Origin of the sequence: Terriglobus roseus (genome assembly GCF_900102185.1) — a bacterium.
GTDB classification, from domain to species: Bacteria; Acidobacteriota; Terriglobia; order Terriglobales; family Acidobacteriaceae; genus Terriglobus; species Terriglobus roseus_A.
Genome location: NZ_LT629690.1, coordinates 1,357,256 through 1,378,370 on the forward strand (window position 1 = coordinate 1,357,256; position 21,115 = coordinate 1,378,370).

Consider the following 21,115-nt stretch of genomic DNA (forward strand, 5'->3'; position numbering starts at 1 on the left):
GGCTTTTCTATGAGGCAAAGAGTAATTACGGCTTCTGCGGCGCTTCCAGCTCAGGAGCCACTTTGGTTCCTTCCTGTACTGCATCCGACGGTGACAGGATCACATGATCGCCCTTTTCCAGTCCGCTGAGGATCTCCACACTGGTGCCGTAGTCGCGGCCAAGTACAACGCTGTGGAGGTGCGCAACGTTGTTCCCGTCCACGGTGTATGCCTGCGGCCCAGCGGTACGAACAACCAGGGCATTGCCTGGCAGCAGGACCGGCGGACGCGAATTCTTCACAGCGAAAGTCACCGTCGCAAACATGCCGGGAAGAATCTTGTTATCGGTGTTTGGCAGATCGATTTCCGTCAGCAGCGTGCGCGACGCCGGATCAATCGAAGTGGACGAACGTGTGATGGTGCCGGAGTAAACGTGGCCCGGAAGCTCGCGGAAGGTTACCTGCGCCGTGGATGCACTCAAGGCATCCGGTGCATTGCTCTGCGGCACATTCGCGAAGACGCGAACCATGCCTGACTGCGCAATCGTGAAGAGCTGCGTCACGCTGTTGGCAGAACCGGAAGTGATCAACGATCCGTTGTCGATAGAACGTGACAGGATCACACCGGTAAACGGAGCCACCACGCGCGAGAACGAAGCCTGTTCTTCCAGCGACCGTACATTCGCTTCACCTGCTGCGATGTTTGCCTTGGCCGCTTCCACGGTTGCATCATTCGCGCCTGACTGAGCGTTGTAGTTGTCCAACGCCTCCTGCGAAATAACGCCTTCCTGGTGAAGCTGCTGGCCGCGCGTATTGTTCAGCGTTGAGAGCTTCGCATTCGCCTGTGCCTGCAGTAGCTGCGCCTTCAACTGAAGCAGGGCGGCGCGTGCCTGACGCAGTGATTGCTCGGTCTGCGGATCTTCAATGGTCGCGAGCAACTGTCCGGCCTTTACGTGGTCGCCAATGTCCACATAGCGCTTGGAGATGTAACCCGAAGTACGTGCGTAAATGGGAGTCTGTGCAAACGCCTGTACCGTGCCGGGCAGTTCCAGTTTGCTGCTGGGCTGTCCTAGACCTACGGCCACAACGGCAACGGGCGGTGGCCCGGAGACATCGCGTGCGCGGTCTTCCAGGTCATTTTGATGATGCAGCTTCGGAATTAGAAAGGCGACGCCGACAACCGCAAGCAGAAGGAATCCACCCGCTGCGGCGACAAAAGGACCTTTGCCCGTGGGTTGTTGAATGGTGGCGGAATGCCCGGTCATTGCCGGATCCTGTGCGATGTTCTGGGCCATGCTCAGCGGGCTCCTTCAAACGTGTTGCGGTGGCAGTTCAAATAGGTTGAAAGCTGTTCAGCGTTACGCATGGGAAAACTCCTCTTCGGGCTCCGGCAACTCTTCCGTCTGGAGGTGGCTAGGAACCTTCTTGCGCAGCAGAGAATAGAAGATAGGAACGATGACAAGCGTTGTCGCGGTGGCCACCAGCAGGCCGCCAATTACGGCGCGTCCTAGCGGAGCATTCTGTTCGCCGCCTTCGCCCATGCCCAACGACATGGGAAGCATGCCCAGGATCATGGCCAGCGCGGTCATCATGACAGGACGCAGACGTGTGAAGCCCGCAGCTGATGCAGCCTGAATACTGTTCAGGCCCAGTGATCGCTGATCGTTGGCAAAGGTCACCATCAGGATGGAGTTTGCCGTTGCCACACCGATGGTCATGATGGTTCCCATAAGCGACGGCACAGAGAAGGTAGTACCGCTTAGGAACAGCATCCACAGAATGCCGCAGGCGGCGCCCGGCAGAGCCATCAGGATGATGAACGGATCAAGCCAGCTCTGGAAGTTGACCACCATCAGCAGGTACACCAGCAGAACCGCGAAGATCATGCCCAGGCCGAGTCCTGTAAAGCTGTCCTGCATGCTCTTTACCTGACCGCGCACCGTAATGGTTGCGCCCTTGGACAGCTTGCCGCTCTGCACCGTGTAGGTCTTCAGCACCTTCTGGATGTCGCGGTTCACACCGCCCAGATCACGGCCCTGAACGCTGGAATACACGTCATATACCGGCTGAACGTTGTAGTGGTTTGTGATTGCCGGGCTTGCACCATGCTGGATCTGAGCCAGGTTGGAAAGGAACTGCGATGCCCCCACCGGCGGCGCACCAGCATTGGTGGCTCCCTGCGTTGTGGTCGTGCCGTTGGAGATAGGCAGATTGTTCAATTTATCTACAGAATCCAGCGTCGTGGGCGGCACCTGTACCACCACGGTGTAGTTCACACCGTTCTTCGGGCTGAGCCAGTAGTTTGGCGCTGCGATACCTGATCCTGAGAGCGCTGTCAGCATGCTGCCCGCAACGTTCTGCTCGGTCATGTTCAGCAACTGTGCGCGCGAGCGATCCACGTTGACACGCAACTCCGGCGCATACATCACCTGGTGAACGTGAGCATCCACCACGCCCGGAATCTTTGCAATGTCCGCACGAATCGCCTGAGCCGTCGCGTAGTTGGCATCGGCCAGACGTCCGCTCACCTGAATGTCAATCGGAGCAGGCAGGCCAAAGTTCAGGATCTGGTTCACAATGTCCGAAGCCTGGAAAAAGAACGTGGTCTGCGGGAATTGTTTGCGCAGTGTCTCACGCAGCTTCTCGCGATAAAGCGCAGTGGGCTTATGCTTTTCCTGATTCAGCGAGACAAGAATCTCGCCGTCCTGCACGTCTGTGAGGGCGCCGTCACCAAAGGCCAGATTGAATGCGCCATTTGGCGTTCCGATGTTATCCAGAATGCCGTCCAGCTCGTTCGCCGGAATGGTCGCACGGATGACATCCTCCACCTGGGCAAAGATGGCTTCCGTCGCTTCCAGACGTGTTCCGGGAGCAGTGCGAACATGCAGCCGGAAGCTTCCCGCGTCCACGTCCGGGAAGAAGTCCTGACCGATGAACGGCAACAGGCAGGCGGACAGCACGATGAACAGGCCGAAGCAACCAAGCGAAAAGCCAGGATGCACCAGCGCCCAATCCAGCAAACGCTGGTACCGCGATCGCAACGCCTCGAACACGCGGTTAAAGGCAAAGTGCGTACGCCAGATAAACCCCAGCCCGCGCATCTTCTCATCAACCGCTGCCTGCTCTTCCGCAGACAGGGGATGGTCGCCATGGGACGCTTCCGCCAGCGAGTAAACATCCACTTCCTTCGCCAGCAGGAACTTCACCATGGTGGGCACCAGCGTTCGCGACAGGAAGTACGAAGCCATCATGGCGAAAACCACCGCCATGCCCAGCGGCACAAACAGGCTCTTGGCTGCGCCGGTCAGGAAGACCACCGGAACAAACACAATGCATATTGCCAGTGTGGAAACGAATGCCGGAACCGCAATTTGCGCAGCGCCGTCCAGGATGGCAGGTTCAATTTCCTTGCCCAGTCCCAGGTTGCGGTGGATGTTTTCAATTTCCACCGTAGCGTCGTCGACCAGGATGCCGACCGCCAATCCCAATCCGCCCAGTGTCATGGTGTTCAGCGTCTGCCCCAGGAACTTCAGGCAGATCACCGACACCAGGATCGACAACGGGATCGACACCGCGATGATCACCGTCGAGCGCCATGATCCAAGGAAGAGCAGGATCATGATGGCGGTCAGGCCAGCGGCAATGGCGGCTTCCTTCACCACGCCTTCCAGCGCCGCACGCACAAAGATCGACTGGTCAAACAGGATGCGGATTTCCGGCGCTGGCGGCGGCACATTCGCCAGAATGCGCGGGAGCACCTCTTTCACCTTTGCCACGATGTCCAGCGTCGACGACGAGGAAGCCTTCAGAATCGTCATCAGCACGGCGCGTTGGCCGTTGTAGCGAACGATGGATTGCTGTGGAGCAGAACCCTCGTGAACTGTCGCCACATCGCGCATGTACACGGTCGCACCGTTGACCTGCTTGATGGGAATGTCGTTCAACTGCGCGGCAATCTGTGGCGAGGCATTCGTACGGACCACGTAGTCGCGGTCCTGAATCTTGATGTCGCCTGCGGGCAGAATCAGATTCTGCGCAGTCAGCGCATTCACCACGTCCTGCGGCGAAAGTCCCTTCGCATACAGCGCGGAGGGATCGAGGTCCACGGCCACCTGGCGGATACGTCCGCCGTACGGCTGCGGCACCTGCGCGCCCTGCACGGTCGCCAACTGCGTACGGATGAACTGCGAACCCACGTCGAACAGTTCGCTCTCTGACAACTTATTCGACGAAGCGACCGCCTGCAGAATCGGCACGTTCGAAGCGGAGAACTGCAGAATGAACGGCGGCGTGGTGCCCGGCGGCAGGATACGCAGAATCGTCTGGTTGACGGCCGTTACCTGCGCCACCGCGGCTTCCACCTTCACGCCCGGCTGGAAGAAGATCTTGATGATGGAGATGCCGTTAACCGACTGCGACTCAAGGTGCTCAATGTCGTTTACGGTCGTCGTCATGGCGCGTTCACTGATCGTCGTGAAGCGCTTCTCCATCTCATCCGGACTGGTGCCGCTATAGCTCCACACCACGGTGACGACGGGAATGTCGATGGTGGGGAAAATGTCCGTGGACATGGTCTCAATGGAGACAATGCCAAGCACAAGGATCAGCACGCTCATCACCACGAAGGTGTAGGGGCGCCGAAGGGCAAGGCGGACAATCCACATGAAGGACAGCTCCGAAAGGAAAAACGTGCGTTAGAGAAATGCGGGGAATACCGCTAGGCACCATTGTGCCAAATTTGCAGGGACCTTGCGGGAGTTTCCTTAGTGTTTTCTCTAGACGAACGAGTCAGTACTTACGACTCAAGCCGTTTTGCGACATGTCTTTGCGTTGTGGGGCATAGAATGAATCCATGGCACGCGGATGGGAGAAAGAAGACGTGGACGCACCAGAACCAACTCCAGCAGCAAAGCCGGCTACGGCGGCAGAACAGCAGCGCACGGAACGTGAGAAGAAGCGCCGCGTGCAGGAGCTTGAGCTGCAGCGCGAACGCGTCCTCAGCGAGCGCACCTCCAGCCCACATCGCCGTTCCGCTCTTGAGGCAGCCCTGCTTGAGATTGAGCGTGAACTGGGTGAACTTGGCTGGGGCATCCATATCTGATCAGGGGCTTTCCTGAGCGTCTCGCGATAAACTTACGGGAACGCATCAAGGAGTACGCACCCACACATGTCTGCCGTAGCAGAAACAGCCGCGACCACGCCGCGCCGTAGCGTGATGACTTTTCAGGAAACATTATTTGCCCTGCAACGCTTTTGGGCGGAGCAGGGCTGTGTCCTGCAGCAGCCGTACGACACGGAGATGGGCGCAGGCACCATGTCGCCGGACACCTTCCTGCGTGTTCTTGGCCCCACACCGGTTCGTATCGCCTACGCGCAGCCCTCGCGCCGTCCGGCAGACGGTCGTTATGGCGATAACCCCAATCGCCTGTACAAGCACACCCAGTTTCAGGTCATCCTGAAACCGCCACCTGCCAACATCCAGGAGCTCTACCTCAAGAGTCTTGAGGCCATCGGCATTGTGCTGGCCGAGCACGACATCAAGTTTGAAGAGGACAACTGGGAATGGCCCGTGGGCGGCGCCTGGGGCGTCGGCTGGCAGGTCATGATGGACGGCCAGGAGATCACGCAGTTCACCTACTTCCAGCAGTGCGGTGGCATGGATCTGGACCCCATCAGCGGCGAGATCACCTACGGCATGGAACGCCTGACCCAGTTCCTGCAGGACAAGGAATCCATCTACGACATTGAGTGGGCGAAGGAGCCGGACACCGGCAAGATCACCACCTACGGCGACATCCGCCTCTACGAAGAGCAGCAGCTCTCGGCCTTTGCGTTTGACCACGCAGATGTATCGAAGCTCTGGCTGCATCTTGAGAATTACGAGGCGGAATGCCTCGGCCTTCTGGAAGCCTTCAAAGCGCTGCCGGAAGATGCGGATGAAGTCGCGGTCAAGCGTTTCCCCGTGCTTGGCGCGTATGAACTGGCATTGAAGTGTTCGCAATTGTTCAACCTGCTGGACGCACGCGGCGCCATTTCCGTAACGGAGCGCGTGGGCATCATGGCTCGCATCCGCACGCTGATTGTGGGCGTGGCGAAGATCTACGCGGAGCAGGTGGAACGCCTTGCTGCCTTGAAAGAAAAGGCTGGTGCATAGTGGCAGAGTTTCTGTTTGAGATTGGATTGGAAGAAGTTCCCGCACGCATGTTGCCGGGAGCGGAAGCAGAACTGACGAAGCGTGTCAGCGACCTGCTCACGCGCGAACGTCTCGTCGAAGAAGGCTTCTCGGTTGAGAGCTACTCCACGCCGCGCCGCCTGGCCGTATGGGTTAAGGGTGTGATCGCGCAGCAGGCCGACGCAGAAGAAGAACTCGTTGGACCGCCGGTAAAGGCTGCCTACAAAGATGGCCAGCCCACCAAGGCTGCAGAAGCCTTCGCGGAGAAGGCTGGTATCCCAGTCGATCAACTTCGCACCATCACCAACGCCAAGGGCGAATACCTCGCAGCTACCGCAAAGCGCGCAGGCAAGTCGTTCTCTGAGGTTGTTCTCGCGGAACTGCCAAAGGAAATCGCGGCCATGTACTGGGCCAAGAACATGCGCTGGCGTCCGTTCCTGCCAGAGCGTTTCGTGCGCCCCATCAAGTGGATTCTCGCGCTCCTCGACGGTGCAGTCCTCCCCGTGGAATGGGCAGGCATCACTGCGTCCAATGTCACTTATGGCCACCGTGTTCTCTTCGGCTACGAGCCCATCACCATCGCCGCGCCCGCTGAATACGCGGACAAGCTGTACCAGGCGAAGGTTATGGTCAACGTGGAGCATCGCCGCGAACGCATCCGCAAAGACCTCGACAAAGCCACGCGCACCGTTGAGGGCGCTCGCTGGCGCGAAGACCGTCCGCTGGTTGACAAGGTAACGCATCTGACCGAGTGGCCCACCGTCCTCCTCGGCAAGTTTGAAGACGAGTTCCTGGCCCTACCAGAAGAAGTTCTCGTAACGGTCATGCGTGACCACCAGAACTACTTCGCGCTTGAGAATGGCGAACACATGCTGCAGCCGTATTTTCTCGCCGTGCTCAATACAGAGCCAGTGGGCGAGGGCGTTGAGATCATCCGCCACGGCAACGAACGCGTTCTGCGCGCCCGCTTCAACGACGCACGCTTCTTCTACGAGTTCGATCAGCGCATCTCGCTGCAAGAGCGTGTCGAACTGCTGAAGAACGTCACCTTCCAGAAGGAACTCGGCTCGTACTACGCGAAGATGGAGCGCACCAATGCGCTCGTCGTCACGCTGGGCCAGTTCGTGCGTGAACGCGCGAATGCGCAGCGTGGTCAGGGCCTGAGCGTGAAGCTGGATGCACTCACCACTGCTGCAACGCTGGCCAAGGCCGATCTCACCACCGAACTGGTGAAGGAGTTCACCGAGCTACAGGGCATCGTGGGTGGTCTATACGCGCGTGCCCAGGGTGTGGACGAAGCCGCTGCTATCGCCATCTACGAGCAGTACCAGCCCGCAGGTATGGAAGACGCCGTCCCATCCACCGTTGAGGGTCAGTTGCTCTCGATCGCGGACAAGGCAGACACCATCGCCGGCATGTTCGGTCTCGGCATGCAGCCAACAGGATCGAAGGATCCCTTCGGTCTGCGTCGCGCGGCCAACGGCATCGTCAAGATCCTTGCGGAAAGCGATCTGCCGCTGACGCTCGGCGAAATCGCAGGTGCTGCCACGAATAACGACACCCTCTGCGCCAACGTAAAGAGCTTCCTTAGCGAGCGCCTGGAGTGGTATCTCCGCGATATCCGCGGCGGAGCCTACGACGTGGTGAAGGCCGTCATGATCACTGAGCCGGACGACGTACGCGATGCCATGAAGCGCGTTGATGCCGTCTCCGCTGCACGCACAGGTGCAGACTTCGCCGCTATCGCTGCAGCATTCAAGCGCATGAAGAACCTCGTCGAACAGGCGAAGGCCAAGGGTGAAGTGTTCACACCCGGCTCCAAACACGAGTTCCTCACCGAACCCGTGGAACGCGCACTGGCGGAAGAAGCTGGACGCCGCGCCGCATGGGTGGAAGGTCTGCGCAAGGATGGCGACTACACGCTCGCTCTCGCCACCATCGCAGAGCTTCGTCCCTTCGTCGACGCCTTCTTCGACAAGGTGATGGTCATGGCACCCGAACCGCAACTGCGCGCCGCACGCCTGGGCCTGCTGCTGCGCATTCTGATGGACTACAGCAAGGTCGCAGACTTCTCAGAGATCGTGATCGCGGGCTAAATGCTCCAATGAAAAAGAAACGCCTTCCAGTTCTTCACTGGAAGGCGTTTCGCTTTGCAAAAGAGAATTAGTTCACGCGCTGTAACGTAGCAATCAGCTTCTCTGCCAGCGGCTCACCGCTCTCGGTCCAGAGCAACCGCGATGAAATGCCGCAGTGCTTCTCGACACTCAGCACAAAGGCCAGCAGCTTCTCCACGTTCTGCTGCAGACGCTTCTGTCCGTCCTCATCCAGATCGTTTTCATCCTGCACCCACGGCGTATCCAATCCGAAGTCCACGCGGATGTGTCCGTTCTGCTCGTAGCTGGCGTCGTCAAACTCCGGCCCAAAGCCGATGATTTTTACGGTCGCCGGTTCCAGCCGCCAGGTGCTGTCGAAGCCCTCGGCGCCTTCTTCCGGCTGCCACAGTTGCCACTTGACCTCAAACTCATAGGCCATGTCGTCATGAAGCTGTTCGGTGGCTTCGGCGACGGCATTCTTCGCCAGCGAGTCATCCGAATCTTCAGATCGGTCGTCATTCACAAAGATGCGTTGAAACACCGGCGACTCATTCCACCCAAGCGGAATAGCAGACGCCACGGCAATGCGTCCGTGGTTGTCTGCCACCTTGGCAAACTGTTCCAGGACAGCGGTGAGCTTCTCCGGCAGAGAAGCAAGACGGAAATTCGGAAACCAGAGGCTTAGATAGAGCTGATCGGCCATAACCAATATTGGATGCTACTGCACGGAATGCGTTTCATGATGCGGAAAACGGACACACACCCCTGTTCCCTGAGAAGATAAACAGCAATGGCAATGGGCAGCAGACGGGGCAGGGCAGGCGGCATTTCGGTGACGCGTCTTCGCCGTTGGCTCCTCGTCGGCGTCATTGTCCTGCTCGTGGCTCTGGCGTCGTTCATCGGCATCGCCCGCTACAAAGCCCGCAAGTTCCTGCATGATCTGCCCGCAAAAATGGGCATCGACATCAAATCGCAGGCCAATGGCTTCACCTATTCGCAATCCGTAAAAGGCCACACGCTGTTCACGCTGCACGCGGCCAAAGCCATCCAGCGGCAGAACGGCAAGACCACGCTCCACGACGTCGCCATCACCTTGTACGGCCCCGAGGGTTCGCACGAAACGGACAGTATCCGTGGCGCTGAGTTTGAGTACGACCAGAACAATGGCATCGTGAAAGCCATGGGCGAAGTACATCTCGACCTGGCATCGCCCGCCAACGCGCAACAAAACCCCAGTGCGAAACGAATCTCGGTAACCACCAGCGGTCTGGTCTTCACCCAGAAAGAGGGCGTCGCCACCACCGACCAGCCGCTGCACATTGAGTACGGCGATTTGCATGGCACGGCCACGGGCGCTGATTACACAACAAGCACCGGCCTTCTCAATCTTCATTCCGCCGTGACCATGGATGGCACGCAGGACCGCCAGCCAGTCCACCTGACCGCAGCTTCCGCTCAACTCGACCGGAACCAGCGCCTCGCCACGCTACACACTGCTCTCGTGCGTACCGGCGAGATGGATGCGCAGGGCGACACGGTCGTTCTGGATGCGGGCCCATCCGGCGGCATCGACGAGATCCGCGCCGACGGCCATACGTCTCTACAGAGTGGCGACGGCATCCGCGCACAGGCTCCGAAGCTCGTCGCCAAAATCTCGGAACAGAACAAGCCGACGTTGGTCACCATGTCCGGCGGTGTTACGTTGTCTCATCCTGAGGGCAGCGGTTCCGGACAAACGGCTGTGATGCACTTCGATGCGGCAGGCAATGCGAAGACAGCGGAACTCACCGGCGGGGTTACGCTTGACCATCATTCGGCCACATCGCTGGATCACCTCACGGCTGACAATCTCGTCGCAGACCTCGCGCAGGACGCTACGCGCCACACGCTCCTGAAGGACGCCACTGCCACAGGCCACGCGCAGCTTCATTCCACCACTACAGGAAAGCCAGCAAAAACAACCGCAGTCTCTGGCGACACGCTGCATGCCATCATGGCAGCCTCCGGCAAGAAGCACTACGTTTCTTTGCTGACCGGCAGCGGCTCCACGCGACTGGATGAAGACGACGGCGCAGGCACCACACGCACCAGCACCGGCGACACCCTGCAGGTAAAGCTACTGCCACCCGGAGCCGGGAAAACCGCGTCGTCCGTGCAATCGGCAACGCAGGATGGCCGAGTGACCGTCAACGCGAAGTCGCCTGCGAAGAATGGCAAGGCTGCATCCGAAACTCACGCAACCGCTTCCCACGCTGACTTCGATGGCGCCACCGGCAAACTGCTGCTCACCGGCGCGCCCAGCGTCACAGGCGATGGCATGCAGATCGCTGCTGACCACATCACACTTACCCAGGGCAGCGGCGATGCCGAAGCGACGGGCGGCGTCCGTGGCGTCTACCAGTCCAAGCAGAACGATCCCGTACACGTCACAGCGGAACACGCCACCGTCGCAGGGTCCGTTGCAAAATTCTTCGCTGGAGCGCATGCCGCACGCATGTGGACGTCGTCATCGCAGATGGAAGCGCCGGTCATCGAAGTGGATCGCACCACCAACCGCCTGATGGCGCATGCCCCCTCCGGTTCTCCCGCAACAGGCACAGTCCATCTGCTGCTGCCTGCATCTGCCGCTGGTAAGGAAAAATCCAGCGGCGTGGTGCGAATCGTCGGAACAACATTGCTCTACGTTCCCGCAGAAGGCGCTCACCTCGCTCATGCGGACGTGACCGGCGGCGTCACCATGCAAACCTCAGGCGCATCGCTTGCCGCACGGCAGGCAATTGCCACACTGTCCGGTACCACGCCAGGCGTTCTCTCCGGCAGTGTGCAGCAGATTGTGGCCACCGGCGCAGTCAACATCACGCAGCCAGGCCGCACCGGTCAGGGCGAACGCCTTGTATACACCGCTGCAGACGAGCGTTATGTCCTCACCGGAACCCCGCAAAACCAGCCCAAGGTGATCGACTCGCAGAAGGGAACCATCACCGGAACCACCCTCACACTGCACGGCGGGGACAACAACGTGGAGGTGGAGGGCGCAGGTACGCACCGCGTCCACACCGAGGTGGAAGCCAACCCGCAGAAGAAGTAATCCGCATCCAAAGACTGAATCCTCAGTCCTTTAGATTTCGTCTAAAAGTTTGCATGGGATCAGCTACAGGTACATTGGAGATGGAGGGGCGGGGCGAGTCTTCGTCTTCTGGCTTGGAACTTTTTGAATCCAGCGCGGCGCAGACGCGACACACGCTTTCCACGGACGGCATCGCCAAGAGCTATGGCGGTCGCGAAGTCGTTCGCGGTGTCAGCATCAACATCACGCAGGGTGAAGTCGTCGGCCTTCTCGGTCCCAACGGCGCAGGCAAGACCACCAGCTTCTACATGATCGTGGGCCTCGTGCGTCCCGACTCCGGCAGCGTCACCGTTGCAGGAGAAGACATCACCCGCACGCCCATGTATCTTCGCGCGCGCAACTTCGGTATCAGCTACCTGCCGCAGGAACCCAGCGTCTTCCGCAAACTCACGGTGGAAGAGAACATCCTCGCCATCCTTGAGACGCAGCGCCTAAGTTGGGAACAGCGCCGCAATCGTACCGCGCAACTCATTGAGCAACTCAACCTGGGCCACGTGCGCCGCACGCAGGGCTATGCGCTCTCCGGTGGTGAACGCCGCCGCGTTGAGATTGCACGTTGCCTCTGCATCGACCCCAGCTTCATCCTGCTGGACGAGCCCTTCAGCGGCATTGACCCCATCGCAGTACTTGACCTCCAGCAGATCATCTTCAACCTGAAGAAGAGCGGCATCGGCGTACTCATCACGGACCACAACGTCCGCGAAACCCTCAGCGTCACAGACCGCGCCTACATCATCGCGGAGGGCCGCATCTTCCGCCACGGCACGCCCGGCGAATTGGGCCGCGACGCGGAAGTGAAACGTGTATACCTTGGTGAAAGCTTCCGCCTCTAAAATCTAATTTCGCTAAGCAAAGGAACGAGCGCCATGGCAGACATGAAAGCGATGGAGTTCACAGAAGAGCTGCATCTGCAGCCGGTCCAGCGTCCCGTTCCTGAGCCAGAAGCCGGTGAAATATTGGTTCAGGTCCTTGCCTCTGGCGTCACCCCGACCGAGAAGCTCTGGTATCCCACCACGCACAATGCCGATGGCACCACGCGATCCAAAGCGATCCCCGGCCACGAGTTCTCCGGTATCGTTTCGGCCGTAGGTGAAGGTGTTGAGGACTATCGTCCGGGCGACAGGGTCTTCGGCATGAACGATTGGTTCGCAGAAGGAGCCACGGCGGAGTTCTGCATCGCCAAGCCAGCAAACCTTTCCCTCAAGCCATCTTCGCTCTCGTCTGTCGAAGCAGCGGCCACCCCGATCGGCGCGCTCACGGCTTGGCAAGGCCTGCATGATCGCGCAAAGCTGCAAAAGGGCGAACGCGTCCTCATTCATGGCGCAGCGGGCGCTGTAGGGCTGTTCGCTATCCAGCTTGCAAAGTTGCAGGGCGCATATGTGATTGCCACGGCGTCTGGCACAAACATCGATTTCGTAAAACAGCTTGGCGCTGATGAAGTCATCGACTATCGCCAGCAACGCTTCGAAGACGCGGGTAAGGTTGATATCGTCTTCGATACCGTGGGTGGCGAAACGCTGACCCGCTCATGGAGTCTTCTCTCGCACGGCGGCAGGCTGGTAACGATTGCCGCAGACGCGGAATCGACCACGGATCAGCGCGTGAAAGACGCCTTCTTCATCGTCGAACCGAAAGGCGATGAGCTTTCTTCTCTCGCCAAGTTGTTTGATTCCGGCAGGTTGAAGGCGTTTGTGAAAGCCGAACTTGCCTTGGATGAAGCCGACGAAGCTTACAGCGGCGCGCTAACCGGCAACCCCGGCAAGCTGGTCATCCGGATCTGATTTCCTCATCCCGATCCGGAATCATTCAAAAAAGAATGAATTTGCAAGCACGTTGCTTGCCATTTGGCAGTCCGTGGCGCATCGTTTCGGAGTAGACTTCGAAAGGCAACGGTTACCCTGGTCTGTCTGGGCCAGGATTGCCGACCTTATTTGGCTACGGAGAAATAGTCTTTGCTGCTTCAGCCCAAGTTGAACCTTCGAGTTGCTCAGCGCCAGGTGCTCACACCTGGGCTGGTCCAGATGGTGAGCGTACTAGCGCTCAACAAGCTGGAACTGAAGGAGATGATCAACGCTGAAGTTGTAGAGAACCCTGTGCTGGAGGAGATTGAAGATTCCTCCGCAAGCTTTGAAGAACTTGCCGGACGCGAAGGCGATCGCGAACTCTCCGCAGAACAGCAAAAGACCGAGGCCGAGCGAGAAGAGAAAGACCCATTCGATGAGATCGACATGGGCGAATATTTCCAGGAGTATCTGGATCCCGGCTTCCGCGCCTCTGGCCCATCGTTTGAAGAACTCGATTCACCTTCGTTCGAAAACTTCCTCTCCAAGCCATCCACGCTGACTGATCATCTGCTGTGGCAACTCGGCGCCATGACACTGCGGCCGGAACTGCGCGCTGCGTGCGAAGTGGTCATCGGCAATCTGGAAGACAACGGCTACCTCACCGTCGATGACACAGAGCTCGCCTCGCTCGACGAAAACGGCCACGCCACGCCCGCCCTCATGGCAGAGGCAAGAGCTGCCGTGCAGACGCTCGATCCCATAGGCATCGCCGCCAAAGATCTGCGTGAGTGCCTCCTGTTGCAGATCCGCGCTGCCCTCAGCGACACGGACGACGCTATCCTCGACGAGGAAGAATACGAGGCACGCCAGAGCGAGCTCACAATCGCCTGCAGAATTGTCACGGATCACCTGCAGTTGCTGCAGAAGCGCGATCTTCGCGAACTCACCCGACTTCTCGGTGCAACGCTCGATGAGGTACAGGCTGGGATCGACGCCATCCGTTCGCTCGATCCACGTCCCGGCCAGCGTTACAACCAGCAGGAGACGCGGCTCATTGAGCCAGACGTGGCTTTCGTGAAGCGCAACGACGAGTGGCAGGTTGTGATGAATGAGGACGATCTGCCTACGCTTCGCCTCAACGCCGGCTATCGCAAGATGCTGCGCCAGAAGGACACTGAGCGTGAGGTGAAGGAGTACGTCAAAGAGCGCTATCGCTCCGCCATTCAGCTCCTTCGCAATATTGAGCAGCGCAAGAACACCATCGTTCGCACATGCGACTCCATCGTCCGCCGCCAGCAGGATTTTCTGGAACACGGCGTGGACTCCCTCCGCCCCATGATGATCAAAGAGGTGGCGGAAGAAATTGGCGTACATCCTTCTACCGTGTCGCGAGCTGTCGCGAACAAATATGTGCACACCCCGCAGGGAGTGTTTGAGCTGCGCTTCTTCTTCAGCGAGGGCGTGAACGGACCCGAAGGTGGCGATCTTCCTCTCATGCTGTTGAAGAAAAAGGTTCGCAAGCTGATTGAGGAAGAAGATCCGAAGAAACCTTTGACGGATGATGCACTGGCCAGTGAGCTTCAGCGGCAGGGAATTCAGGTCACACGGCGCACAGTGGCGAAGTACCGCGAGGATATGAACATTCCCAGTACACATCAGCGCCGCAAACGCGACTAGCGGATCGGCTGCGATCCACAGGCTGCGTCAACATACCAGTTGACGTGCCGCCTTCAGGGGACTACAAACACATCTCAAGGCGCCGGGATTAACGTGGCGTTCACAGGCTTCGTTGCCAAACAACCCCGGCATCTTACCCAAGAGGTGAAGGAGGTAAGCAGCATGGATCTTGAGATCACCGGCAGAGGCACACAGGTAACAGCAAAACTGCGTGCGCAGGCAGAAGAGGGCTTGGCGCGCATAGAAAAAATCCTTGGACCGAAATGTATGGCCAAGGTGGTGCTCAGCTGCGAAAAGAATCGCTGCGAGGCGGAAGTCACGGTGCGTAACACCATCAGTACTTTCTCCTCACATACCTCGGCAAAAGATGTTGAGGTTGCCTTGAAGGACGCTTTGGACAAGGTGGAAATGCAGGCCGTGAAGGCGCGCAAGAAAGTTGTCACTACGCGCCATCATCCGGACCACGACGCCACCGGAACCATTCGCCGCCAGACTACGGATGCGGGCGAAGTGACATCAGTCAAGAAATCGCCGGCGACAAATAAAACCGGCGTAGGAAAGGCCATTGCGGCCATTGAAGACGGAGAGATCGACACGGAGGAAGTCGAAGCCGCCTGACAAGTTCTGAGTTCGTTAACGGGAAGAGGCATTCCATCGCGGATGCCTCTTTTCATTTTGCGTCACTCGCACGTCGCTGGGCGATGCTAGCATTTCCGCATGGCTGAACCACCGTCAGGCGGCACCCCGGTAGTGGGAAGTAAGGAGGGAACGCCTCATACTCCCGGACGAGAGCTGGTAGTACTCACAGGTCTTTCCGGTGCGGGCAAACTCTCCGCGCTCAAGGCATTTGAAGACCTTGGTTACTACGCAGTCGATAACCTACCGCTGGAACTGATTCCGCAGTTTGCCGAACTTCTGCGTGGCTCAAGTGAATTTACGCGAGCGGTTCTGGGCGTCGATGTACGCGAAAGCTCTATTGAGAACTTTCCGGGCATCCTTCATGCTGTACGCGGTCTGCTTCCCACCACGGTGGTCTATCTGGAGGCGTCAGACGACGTATTGGTACGTCGCTATTCCGAAACGCGACGCCCGCATCCTCTTCGTCGCGATGAGTTGGTTTCAGAAAGCATCGCATCCGAACGCAAGCGTATGGAGCCCATCCGGAATGTGGCCGATGTTCTTCTCGACACGACGCATTTCAACGTGCACCAGTTGCGCGCTCACATCACCACGCAGTTCAGCCGTCGCGAGGGCGAACAGAGACTGCTCATCACAACGCTTAGTTTTGGCTTCAAGAATGGCGTGCCTGCTGAGGCAGACCTCGTCTTTGACGTGCGCTTCCTGCCCAACCCTCACTTCATACCGGAGTTCCGTCCACTCACCGGTCGCGACGAGCGCGTAGCCAAGTACGTGATGGATTTCCCGCAAACTCAGGAGTTCCTCGACCGCACAGCAGACATGTTGTTGTTCCTTCTGCCGTATTACGTCACGGAAGGGAAGAGCTACCTGACCATCGCATTCGGCTGCACCGGCGGACAGCATCGTTCCGTGGCCATCGTGGAAGAGATGAAGAAGCGCCTCAGCGACGCGGGTTACCACGTGAAGGTCTCGCACCGCGACATGCCACGATAACGCCTTCAGAGTGAGGTCTCGACTTCCAAATGGAGTCTGTCTGAGATGAAAAACCTCTTCGACCCAATTGTGCTGGAGGAAACAAGGCAGCGCGTTCTGGATCTGCGTCCAGAGAGCAAGCGGCAATGGGGCAGCATGGATCTCGCTCAAACGCTTGCCCATTGCACCTCAGGCGTTGAAATGGCGATGGGTGCTATCCATCCCAAGCGTGCACCATTTCCGGCTAGCTTGATCGGCGTGCTTATCAAGCCGTTGGTCTTCCGCGACGATAAGCCGATGCGTCGTAACTCGCCCTCATCGCCGGAGTTATTCTCCGCGAACCCAACAGAGCTTGACTGCATCCGTGAGCGCTCTCGGCTTATCGCTGCAATTGACGATTTCGCCAGCCACGGTCCTGAAGGGTGCTCCCAATACCCACACCCGTTTTTCGGACCACTCAAGCCAGAACAGTGGGCCATCCTCATGTACAAACACCTCGATCACCACTTGCGCCAGTTCGGTGCTTAAAGCTGCTGGCCGGAAGTCGAAGAATCTTCTTTCTTTGTCCTCTCTGAGCTGTCTCGGGAACTCTTACGTATGACACGTGAACGAGTAAGATAAAACCCGTGCTGTACATGACACTTTTAATGGCCCGGCCCACGCAATGAAACGCATTCTGCGCCTGTTGTGGTATCTGCGCCCTTATCTGCCCTTCACCCTGCTGTCCGTGGTTCTCATGGCCATCGTCGGCGCCATGGCTGCTCTGCGCCTTCTGCTGGTCAAGCCCATTCTTGACAACGTGCTCAGCGCGGATCTTCAGAGCACCAAGATCCTTGTCTTCGCCGTTCCACACACCCACTGGGTTATCAACCTGCAGTACTTCGTGCCGAACCACTTCCACAATGCCTGGACGATCGTGGCCTATGCGCTCTTCGTCTCGGCGGTAGTGAAGTCCATTTGCGACTACGTCGGAACGTATCTCATCAACTATGCCGGCTTCGGTATGATTACGGACCTGCGCAACGACTTGTACGGCGCAGTCCTCAAGCGTTCCAGTTCCTTCTTCCAGCGGTACACCACGGGCGCTCTGCTCTCCACGTTGATCAATGACATTGAACGAGTGCAGATCGCCATGTCCACCGTGCTCAGCGATCTCCTGCAGCAGTTCTTTACGCTTCTCTTCACGGCATGTGTTGTGGTCATCGCGGGTGGCAAACTCGCGTGGATCCTTCTCGGTTTCGTGGTGGTGATCTTTTTCTCCATACGAAAGATCGGTCGCGGCGTTCGAAGGACCACTCGCGGTGGACAGGACCGCCTCTCAGATATCCAGAATCTTCTGCATGAAACGCTCACCGGCAACCGCATCGTAAAGGCCTTCGGTATGGAGACGTGGGAGATGGCGCGCTTCCGCCGTGCCGCACGTACGCTGTTCCGGGCCAACATGCGCGCCATCGGCATCAGCTCCATCTCCTCGCCGCTGATGGATGCGCTTGGCTCCATCGCCATTGCGCTGCTGTTGTTCATTGGCCGCAACCGCATCGTGCACCACCAGATGACGGCGGGCTCATTCATCACCTTCCTCATCGCGGTCTTCGCACTCTACGATCCGGTTCGCAAATTCGCGATGTACTACAACAGCTTCCAGCAGGCGCTGGGAGCCAGCGAAAAGATCTTCCACTTTCTCGACGAACGCGACGAACTTCCCGAAAAACGTGACGCCATCCGTCTCGAAGGTTTCCATGAAGGCGTCCGCTTCAACGACGTTCGCTTCGGCTATCGCGATGAAGAAGACGAAGAGAACTTCCACGAAGTTCTTCGCGGTATCAACCTCTATGTGCAACGCGGCGAGGTGATTGCGCTCGTGGGCCCCAGTGGCGGCGGTAAGTCTACGTTGGTGAACCTCATCCCGCGCTTCTTCGATCCCACAGACGGCAGCATCACGCTCGACGGCAACGATCTGCGCGACGTACAACTCGCCAGCCTGCGCAAACTCGTCGGCACCGTCACGCAGGAGACGGTGTTGTTCAACGACACCGTCCGCAACAACATTGCCTACGGCCAGCCTGACGTTCCCATGGAACGCGTTATCGCCGCAGCGAAGGCAGCGCTTGCACACGACTTCATTGAACGTATGCCCGACGGCTACAACACCGTCATCGGCGAAAAAGGTTTCCGTCTCTCCGGCGGCGAACGCCAGCGTCTCGCCATCGCACGCGCCATCCTGAAGGACGCGCCCATCCTCATCCTTGACGAAGCCACCTCCGCACTCGACGCAGAGAGTGAATCGCTGGTACAGGAGGCGCTTTCTAACCTGATGGTGCACCGCACGGTGTTGGTCATCGCGCATCGCCTGTCTACTGTGCGCCGCGCGGATCGCATCCTCGTGGTGGAGCGCGGACAGATCGTGGAAACTGGAACGCACGCAGAACTACTCGCACACGGTGGTACGTATCACAAGCTCTACATGATGCAGTTTGCAGGAGACGACGCAGCACCCGACACTCCGCTACAGCCGCAGGGCGTATAAACTCACTTCAAAAACGGACGAACGACAATGGCAGGCATTCTCTTCATCATCTCTGCGCCCAGCGGCTCCGGTAAGAGCACGCTCGTGGGCGAACTGCGAAAGTACGTGGAGGGGCTGGAATTTTCCGTCTCATACACCACCCGCGCACCGCGCGGCAGTGAAGAAGATGGACGCGAATACCACTTCACCACGCGTGAAAACTTCGAACGCATGATCAAGGAAGATGCCTTCCTTGAATGGGCAGACGTCTTCGGCAACTACTACGGAACAGCGCGAGCCGCTCTGGCACAGGCCGCGAGAAATGATCACGACCTTCTGCTCGACATCGACGTGCAGGGCGCGCTGCAGGTGATGGAGCGCATGCCCGAAGCGGTATCCATCTTCATCCTGCCTCCCAGCCCCGGTGTTCTTGAAACTCGTCTACGCAATCGCAGCGCGGCGGAACGCATGACCGACGAAGCGGTGATTGAACGCCGTCTGCGTCAGGCGCACGGCGAACTTGAGCATGTGTCGAAATATCGTTTCGCTATCGTGAACAATGTGCTCGACACAGCAGCAGCGGAACTTCGCGCTATCGTGTTGCAAGCACGAGGTGTTGCCTCGCAATCGGATGTTGCATTAGCGAACGGATGCCGCACTCAGATATCACCAGAAGGTGTACGTCAGGTGCTGGAACAGTTCGCTGCTGCACCACTCACGCCCGCAACAAAGTAACCGTTTCGTCTACTTCTGATAAAAATCTTCGCGCCGTTTCATGCCATCTGGGTTACAGTTGCCTCATGCGGTACGGAGGCAAAGGGAATGAACGAATCTTCGCAAGCCCTGAACGGTATCGACGATGCTCTGCTCAATAAGTACAGCCTGGTAAAGGGAGCTGCACGCCGCGCGCGTCAGCTTCAGTCCGGAGCTGCCCCGCTTGTTCACACCAACAGCATGAAAGCCTGCCGCGTAGCGCAGGACGAAATCCGCAGTGGATCTGTGCGGTATTTCGTAAAGCCTTCTCCGAAGGCCATTCTTCCGTCCGCACTGTAAGTTCCTGTGTAGCGGAGGGTCCGGTGCACCGCCGTCCACAGGGCGAGAACGTTGTTGCGCTCTAGAATGGACACATGGACGGAAGCGCTGAATCACTGCGCGGGTACCTTGAGTACCTTCGCGACTTAGGAATTTACGACGTGTATCGCACCAGCGATCCGTCAGACGATCCTGCGCTTGCAGCATGGTGGAAGTCGGTTGCCTCGCCCGTAGCGCCTCCTGCATCGGCAACTCCTCAACGTCCTGCAAACTCAAGCGTTCCTGCTCCACAGCGGCCAGCCGCGCCAATACAACGTCCCGCTCCATCACCCACGCCGCAGCGTCCGCCGATGCCATCGAGTAATCGCGCGCCGGATATTGTCATCACACCTCCCGCAGCCGCGGCTGCACCGCCGCCCGCATACGACTTCGATCAGGCCCCCGCGCCCACAGGACAGTTCGCTCCCCCTGCCATGCCTCTTGTCAGCTTCAACAAACTTGCGCCCCTACCCACAGAACGCGTCGCGCCTGCAGACAAAGTCGCAGCTCTACAAAAAGTCCGCGACACAATCGGTGACTGCACGCGTTGCCCACTGGCCTATGCCGGCCGCCACAACATCGTCTTCGCAGACGGCGACCCCAACGCCGAGCTCATGTTCGTGGGCGAAGGCCCGGGAGCCGACGAAGACGCTAGCGGCACTCCCTTCGTAGGCAAGGCAGGGCAGTTGTTGAACAACATGATCAACGCCATGGGCCTCAAGCGCGAACAGGTGTACATCGCGAACGTGGTGAAGTGCCGCCCGCCTCAGAACCGCACCCCGGAGCCCAAGGAAGCCAACACCTGCTCGCCATTCCTTCTGCAACAGGTAGACATCGTGCAACCGAAGGTCATCGTCGCACTCGGTGCCACGGCAGCAACGTATCTGCTCGGCGTAAAGCAATCGCTGGCAAACCTGCGCGGCCAATGGCACGACGTTCGCGGAGCCAAATGCGCCGTCACCTACCATCCCGCCTTCCTCCTGCGCGATCCCCGCCAGAAGGGCGAGGCCTGGAAGGATCTCCAGCGCGTCATGGTGGAACTGGGCCTGAAGCCACCCGCCCGTAGCTAGCCCCACAGAACATAAAGTGCCAGGAA

Annotated in this window: 17 protein-coding genes; 14 read left to right on the top strand and 3 right to left on the bottom strand. The window is 58.6% G+C overall.

Annotated features, from left to right (window positions below; genetic code table 11):
* Positions 1–25 precede the first annotated feature (25 nt).
* Together BLT38_RS05835 and BLT38_RS05840 are read right to left on the bottom strand one after the other, a co-directional pair.
* Positions 26–1,273 carry an efflux RND transporter periplasmic adaptor subunit gene (locus BLT38_RS05835; protein WP_083344335.1) on the bottom strand — a complete coding sequence of 416 codons (1,248 nt, stop codon included), beginning with the start codon at positions 1,271–1,273 and terminating at the stop codon, positions 26–28.
* A gap of 63 nt (positions 1,274–1,336) precedes the next feature.
* The gene (locus BLT38_RS05840; RefSeq protein WP_083344336.1) at positions 1,337–4,642 is read right to left on the bottom strand and encodes an efflux RND transporter permease subunit; all 3,306 of its coding nucleotides are present in this window, start codon (positions 4,640–4,642) and stop codon (positions 1,337–1,339) included.
* Between the two features lie 188 nt (positions 4,643–4,830).
* On the opposite strand from BLT38_RS05840, the gene BLT38_RS05845 reads away from it, so the two are divergent.
* The 3 genes from BLT38_RS05845 to glyS all read left to right on the top strand — a co-directional run bounded on the left by BLT38_RS05845 (position 4,831) and on the right by glyS (position 8,246).
* Complete coding sequence (locus BLT38_RS05845) at positions 4,831–5,079, top strand: hypothetical protein (protein WP_052200138.1); 249 nt, start codon at positions 4,831–4,833, stop codon at positions 5,077–5,079.
* A 66-nt stretch (positions 5,080–5,145) separates the two neighbouring features.
* On the top strand, positions 5,146–6,132 hold the full coding sequence (locus BLT38_RS05850) for a glycine--tRNA ligase subunit alpha (protein ID WP_083344337.1): 987 nt from the start codon (positions 5,146–5,148) through the stop codon (positions 6,130–6,132).
* Positions 6,132–8,246: a glycine--tRNA ligase subunit beta gene (gene glyS / locus BLT38_RS05855; RefSeq protein WP_083344338.1), complete on the top strand. Its 2,115-nt coding sequence runs from the start codon at positions 6,132–6,134 to the stop codon at positions 8,244–8,246. The genes BLT38_RS05850 and glyS overlap by 1 nt, the downstream gene beginning before the upstream one ends.
* Positions 8,247–8,313: 67 nt before the next feature.
* Here glyS and BLT38_RS05860 read toward each other — a convergent pair whose 3' ends face one another.
* Positions 8,314–8,946, bottom strand: a complete 633-nt coding sequence (locus BLT38_RS05860) for a hypothetical protein (protein WP_083344339.1) — start codon at positions 8,944–8,946, stop codon at positions 8,314–8,316.
* 87 nt (positions 8,947–9,033) lie between these two features.
* On the opposite strand from BLT38_RS05860, the gene lptC reads away from it, so the two are divergent.
* From lptC to BLT38_RS05915, 11 genes are all read left to right on the top strand, one after another.
* On the top strand, positions 9,034–11,331 hold the full coding sequence (gene lptC / locus BLT38_RS05865; RefSeq protein ID WP_083344340.1) for an LPS export ABC transporter periplasmic protein LptC: 2,298 nt from the start codon (positions 9,034–9,036) through the stop codon (positions 11,329–11,331).
* 53 nt (positions 11,332–11,384) lie between these two features.
* Complete coding sequence (gene lptB, locus BLT38_RS05870; protein WP_231966779.1) at positions 11,385–12,203, top strand: LPS export ABC transporter ATP-binding protein; 819 nt, start codon at positions 11,385–11,387, stop codon at positions 12,201–12,203.
* 33 nt (positions 12,204–12,236) lie between these two features.
* Positions 12,237–13,151, top strand: a complete 915-nt coding sequence (locus BLT38_RS05875; RefSeq protein WP_083344341.1) for an NADP-dependent oxidoreductase — start codon at positions 12,237–12,239, stop codon at positions 13,149–13,151.
* A 171-nt stretch (positions 13,152–13,322) separates the two neighbouring features.
* Entirely contained in the window at positions 13,323–14,831 is a 1,509-nt protein-coding gene (gene rpoN / locus BLT38_RS05880; RefSeq protein ID WP_083344342.1) for an RNA polymerase factor sigma-54, read from the top strand.
* A 162-nt stretch (positions 14,832–14,993) separates the two neighbouring features.
* Positions 14,994–15,449 carry a ribosome hibernation-promoting factor, HPF/YfiA family gene (gene hpf / locus BLT38_RS05885; protein ID WP_083344343.1) on the top strand — a complete coding sequence of 152 codons (456 nt, stop codon included), beginning with the start codon at positions 14,994–14,996 and terminating at the stop codon, positions 15,447–15,449.
* Between the two features lie 99 nt (positions 15,450–15,548).
* Positions 15,549–16,463 carry an RNase adapter RapZ gene (gene rapZ / locus BLT38_RS05890; protein ID WP_083344344.1) on the top strand — a complete coding sequence of 305 codons (915 nt, stop codon included), beginning with the start codon at positions 15,549–15,551 and terminating at the stop codon, positions 16,461–16,463.
* 45 nt (positions 16,464–16,508) lie between these two features.
* A complete protein-coding gene (locus tag BLT38_RS05895) occupies positions 16,509–16,970 on the top strand; it encodes a DUF1569 domain-containing protein (RefSeq protein ID WP_083344345.1) in 462 nt (153 codons plus the stop codon).
* A 136-nt stretch (positions 16,971–17,106) separates the two neighbouring features.
* Positions 17,107–18,969, top strand: coding sequence for an ABC transporter ATP-binding protein (locus BLT38_RS05900; RefSeq protein ID WP_083344346.1), 1,863 nt, complete (start codon positions 17,107–17,109; stop codon positions 18,967–18,969).
* 27 nt (positions 18,970–18,996) lie between these two features.
* Positions 18,997–19,683: a guanylate kinase gene (gene gmk, locus BLT38_RS05905; protein ID WP_083344347.1), complete on the top strand. Its 687-nt coding sequence runs from the start codon at positions 18,997–18,999 to the stop codon at positions 19,681–19,683.
* Between the two features lie 87 nt (positions 19,684–19,770).
* On the top strand, positions 19,771–20,001 hold the full coding sequence (gene rpoZ / locus BLT38_RS05910) for a DNA-directed RNA polymerase subunit omega (protein ID WP_047486656.1): 231 nt from the start codon (positions 19,771–19,773) through the stop codon (positions 19,999–20,001).
* Positions 20,002–20,075: 74 nt separating this feature from the next.
* Positions 20,076–21,089: a uracil-DNA glycosylase gene (locus BLT38_RS05915; protein ID WP_083344348.1), complete on the top strand. Its 1,014-nt coding sequence runs from the start codon at positions 20,076–20,078 to the stop codon at positions 21,087–21,089.
* The last annotated feature ends 26 nt before the right edge of the window (positions 21,090–21,115 follow it).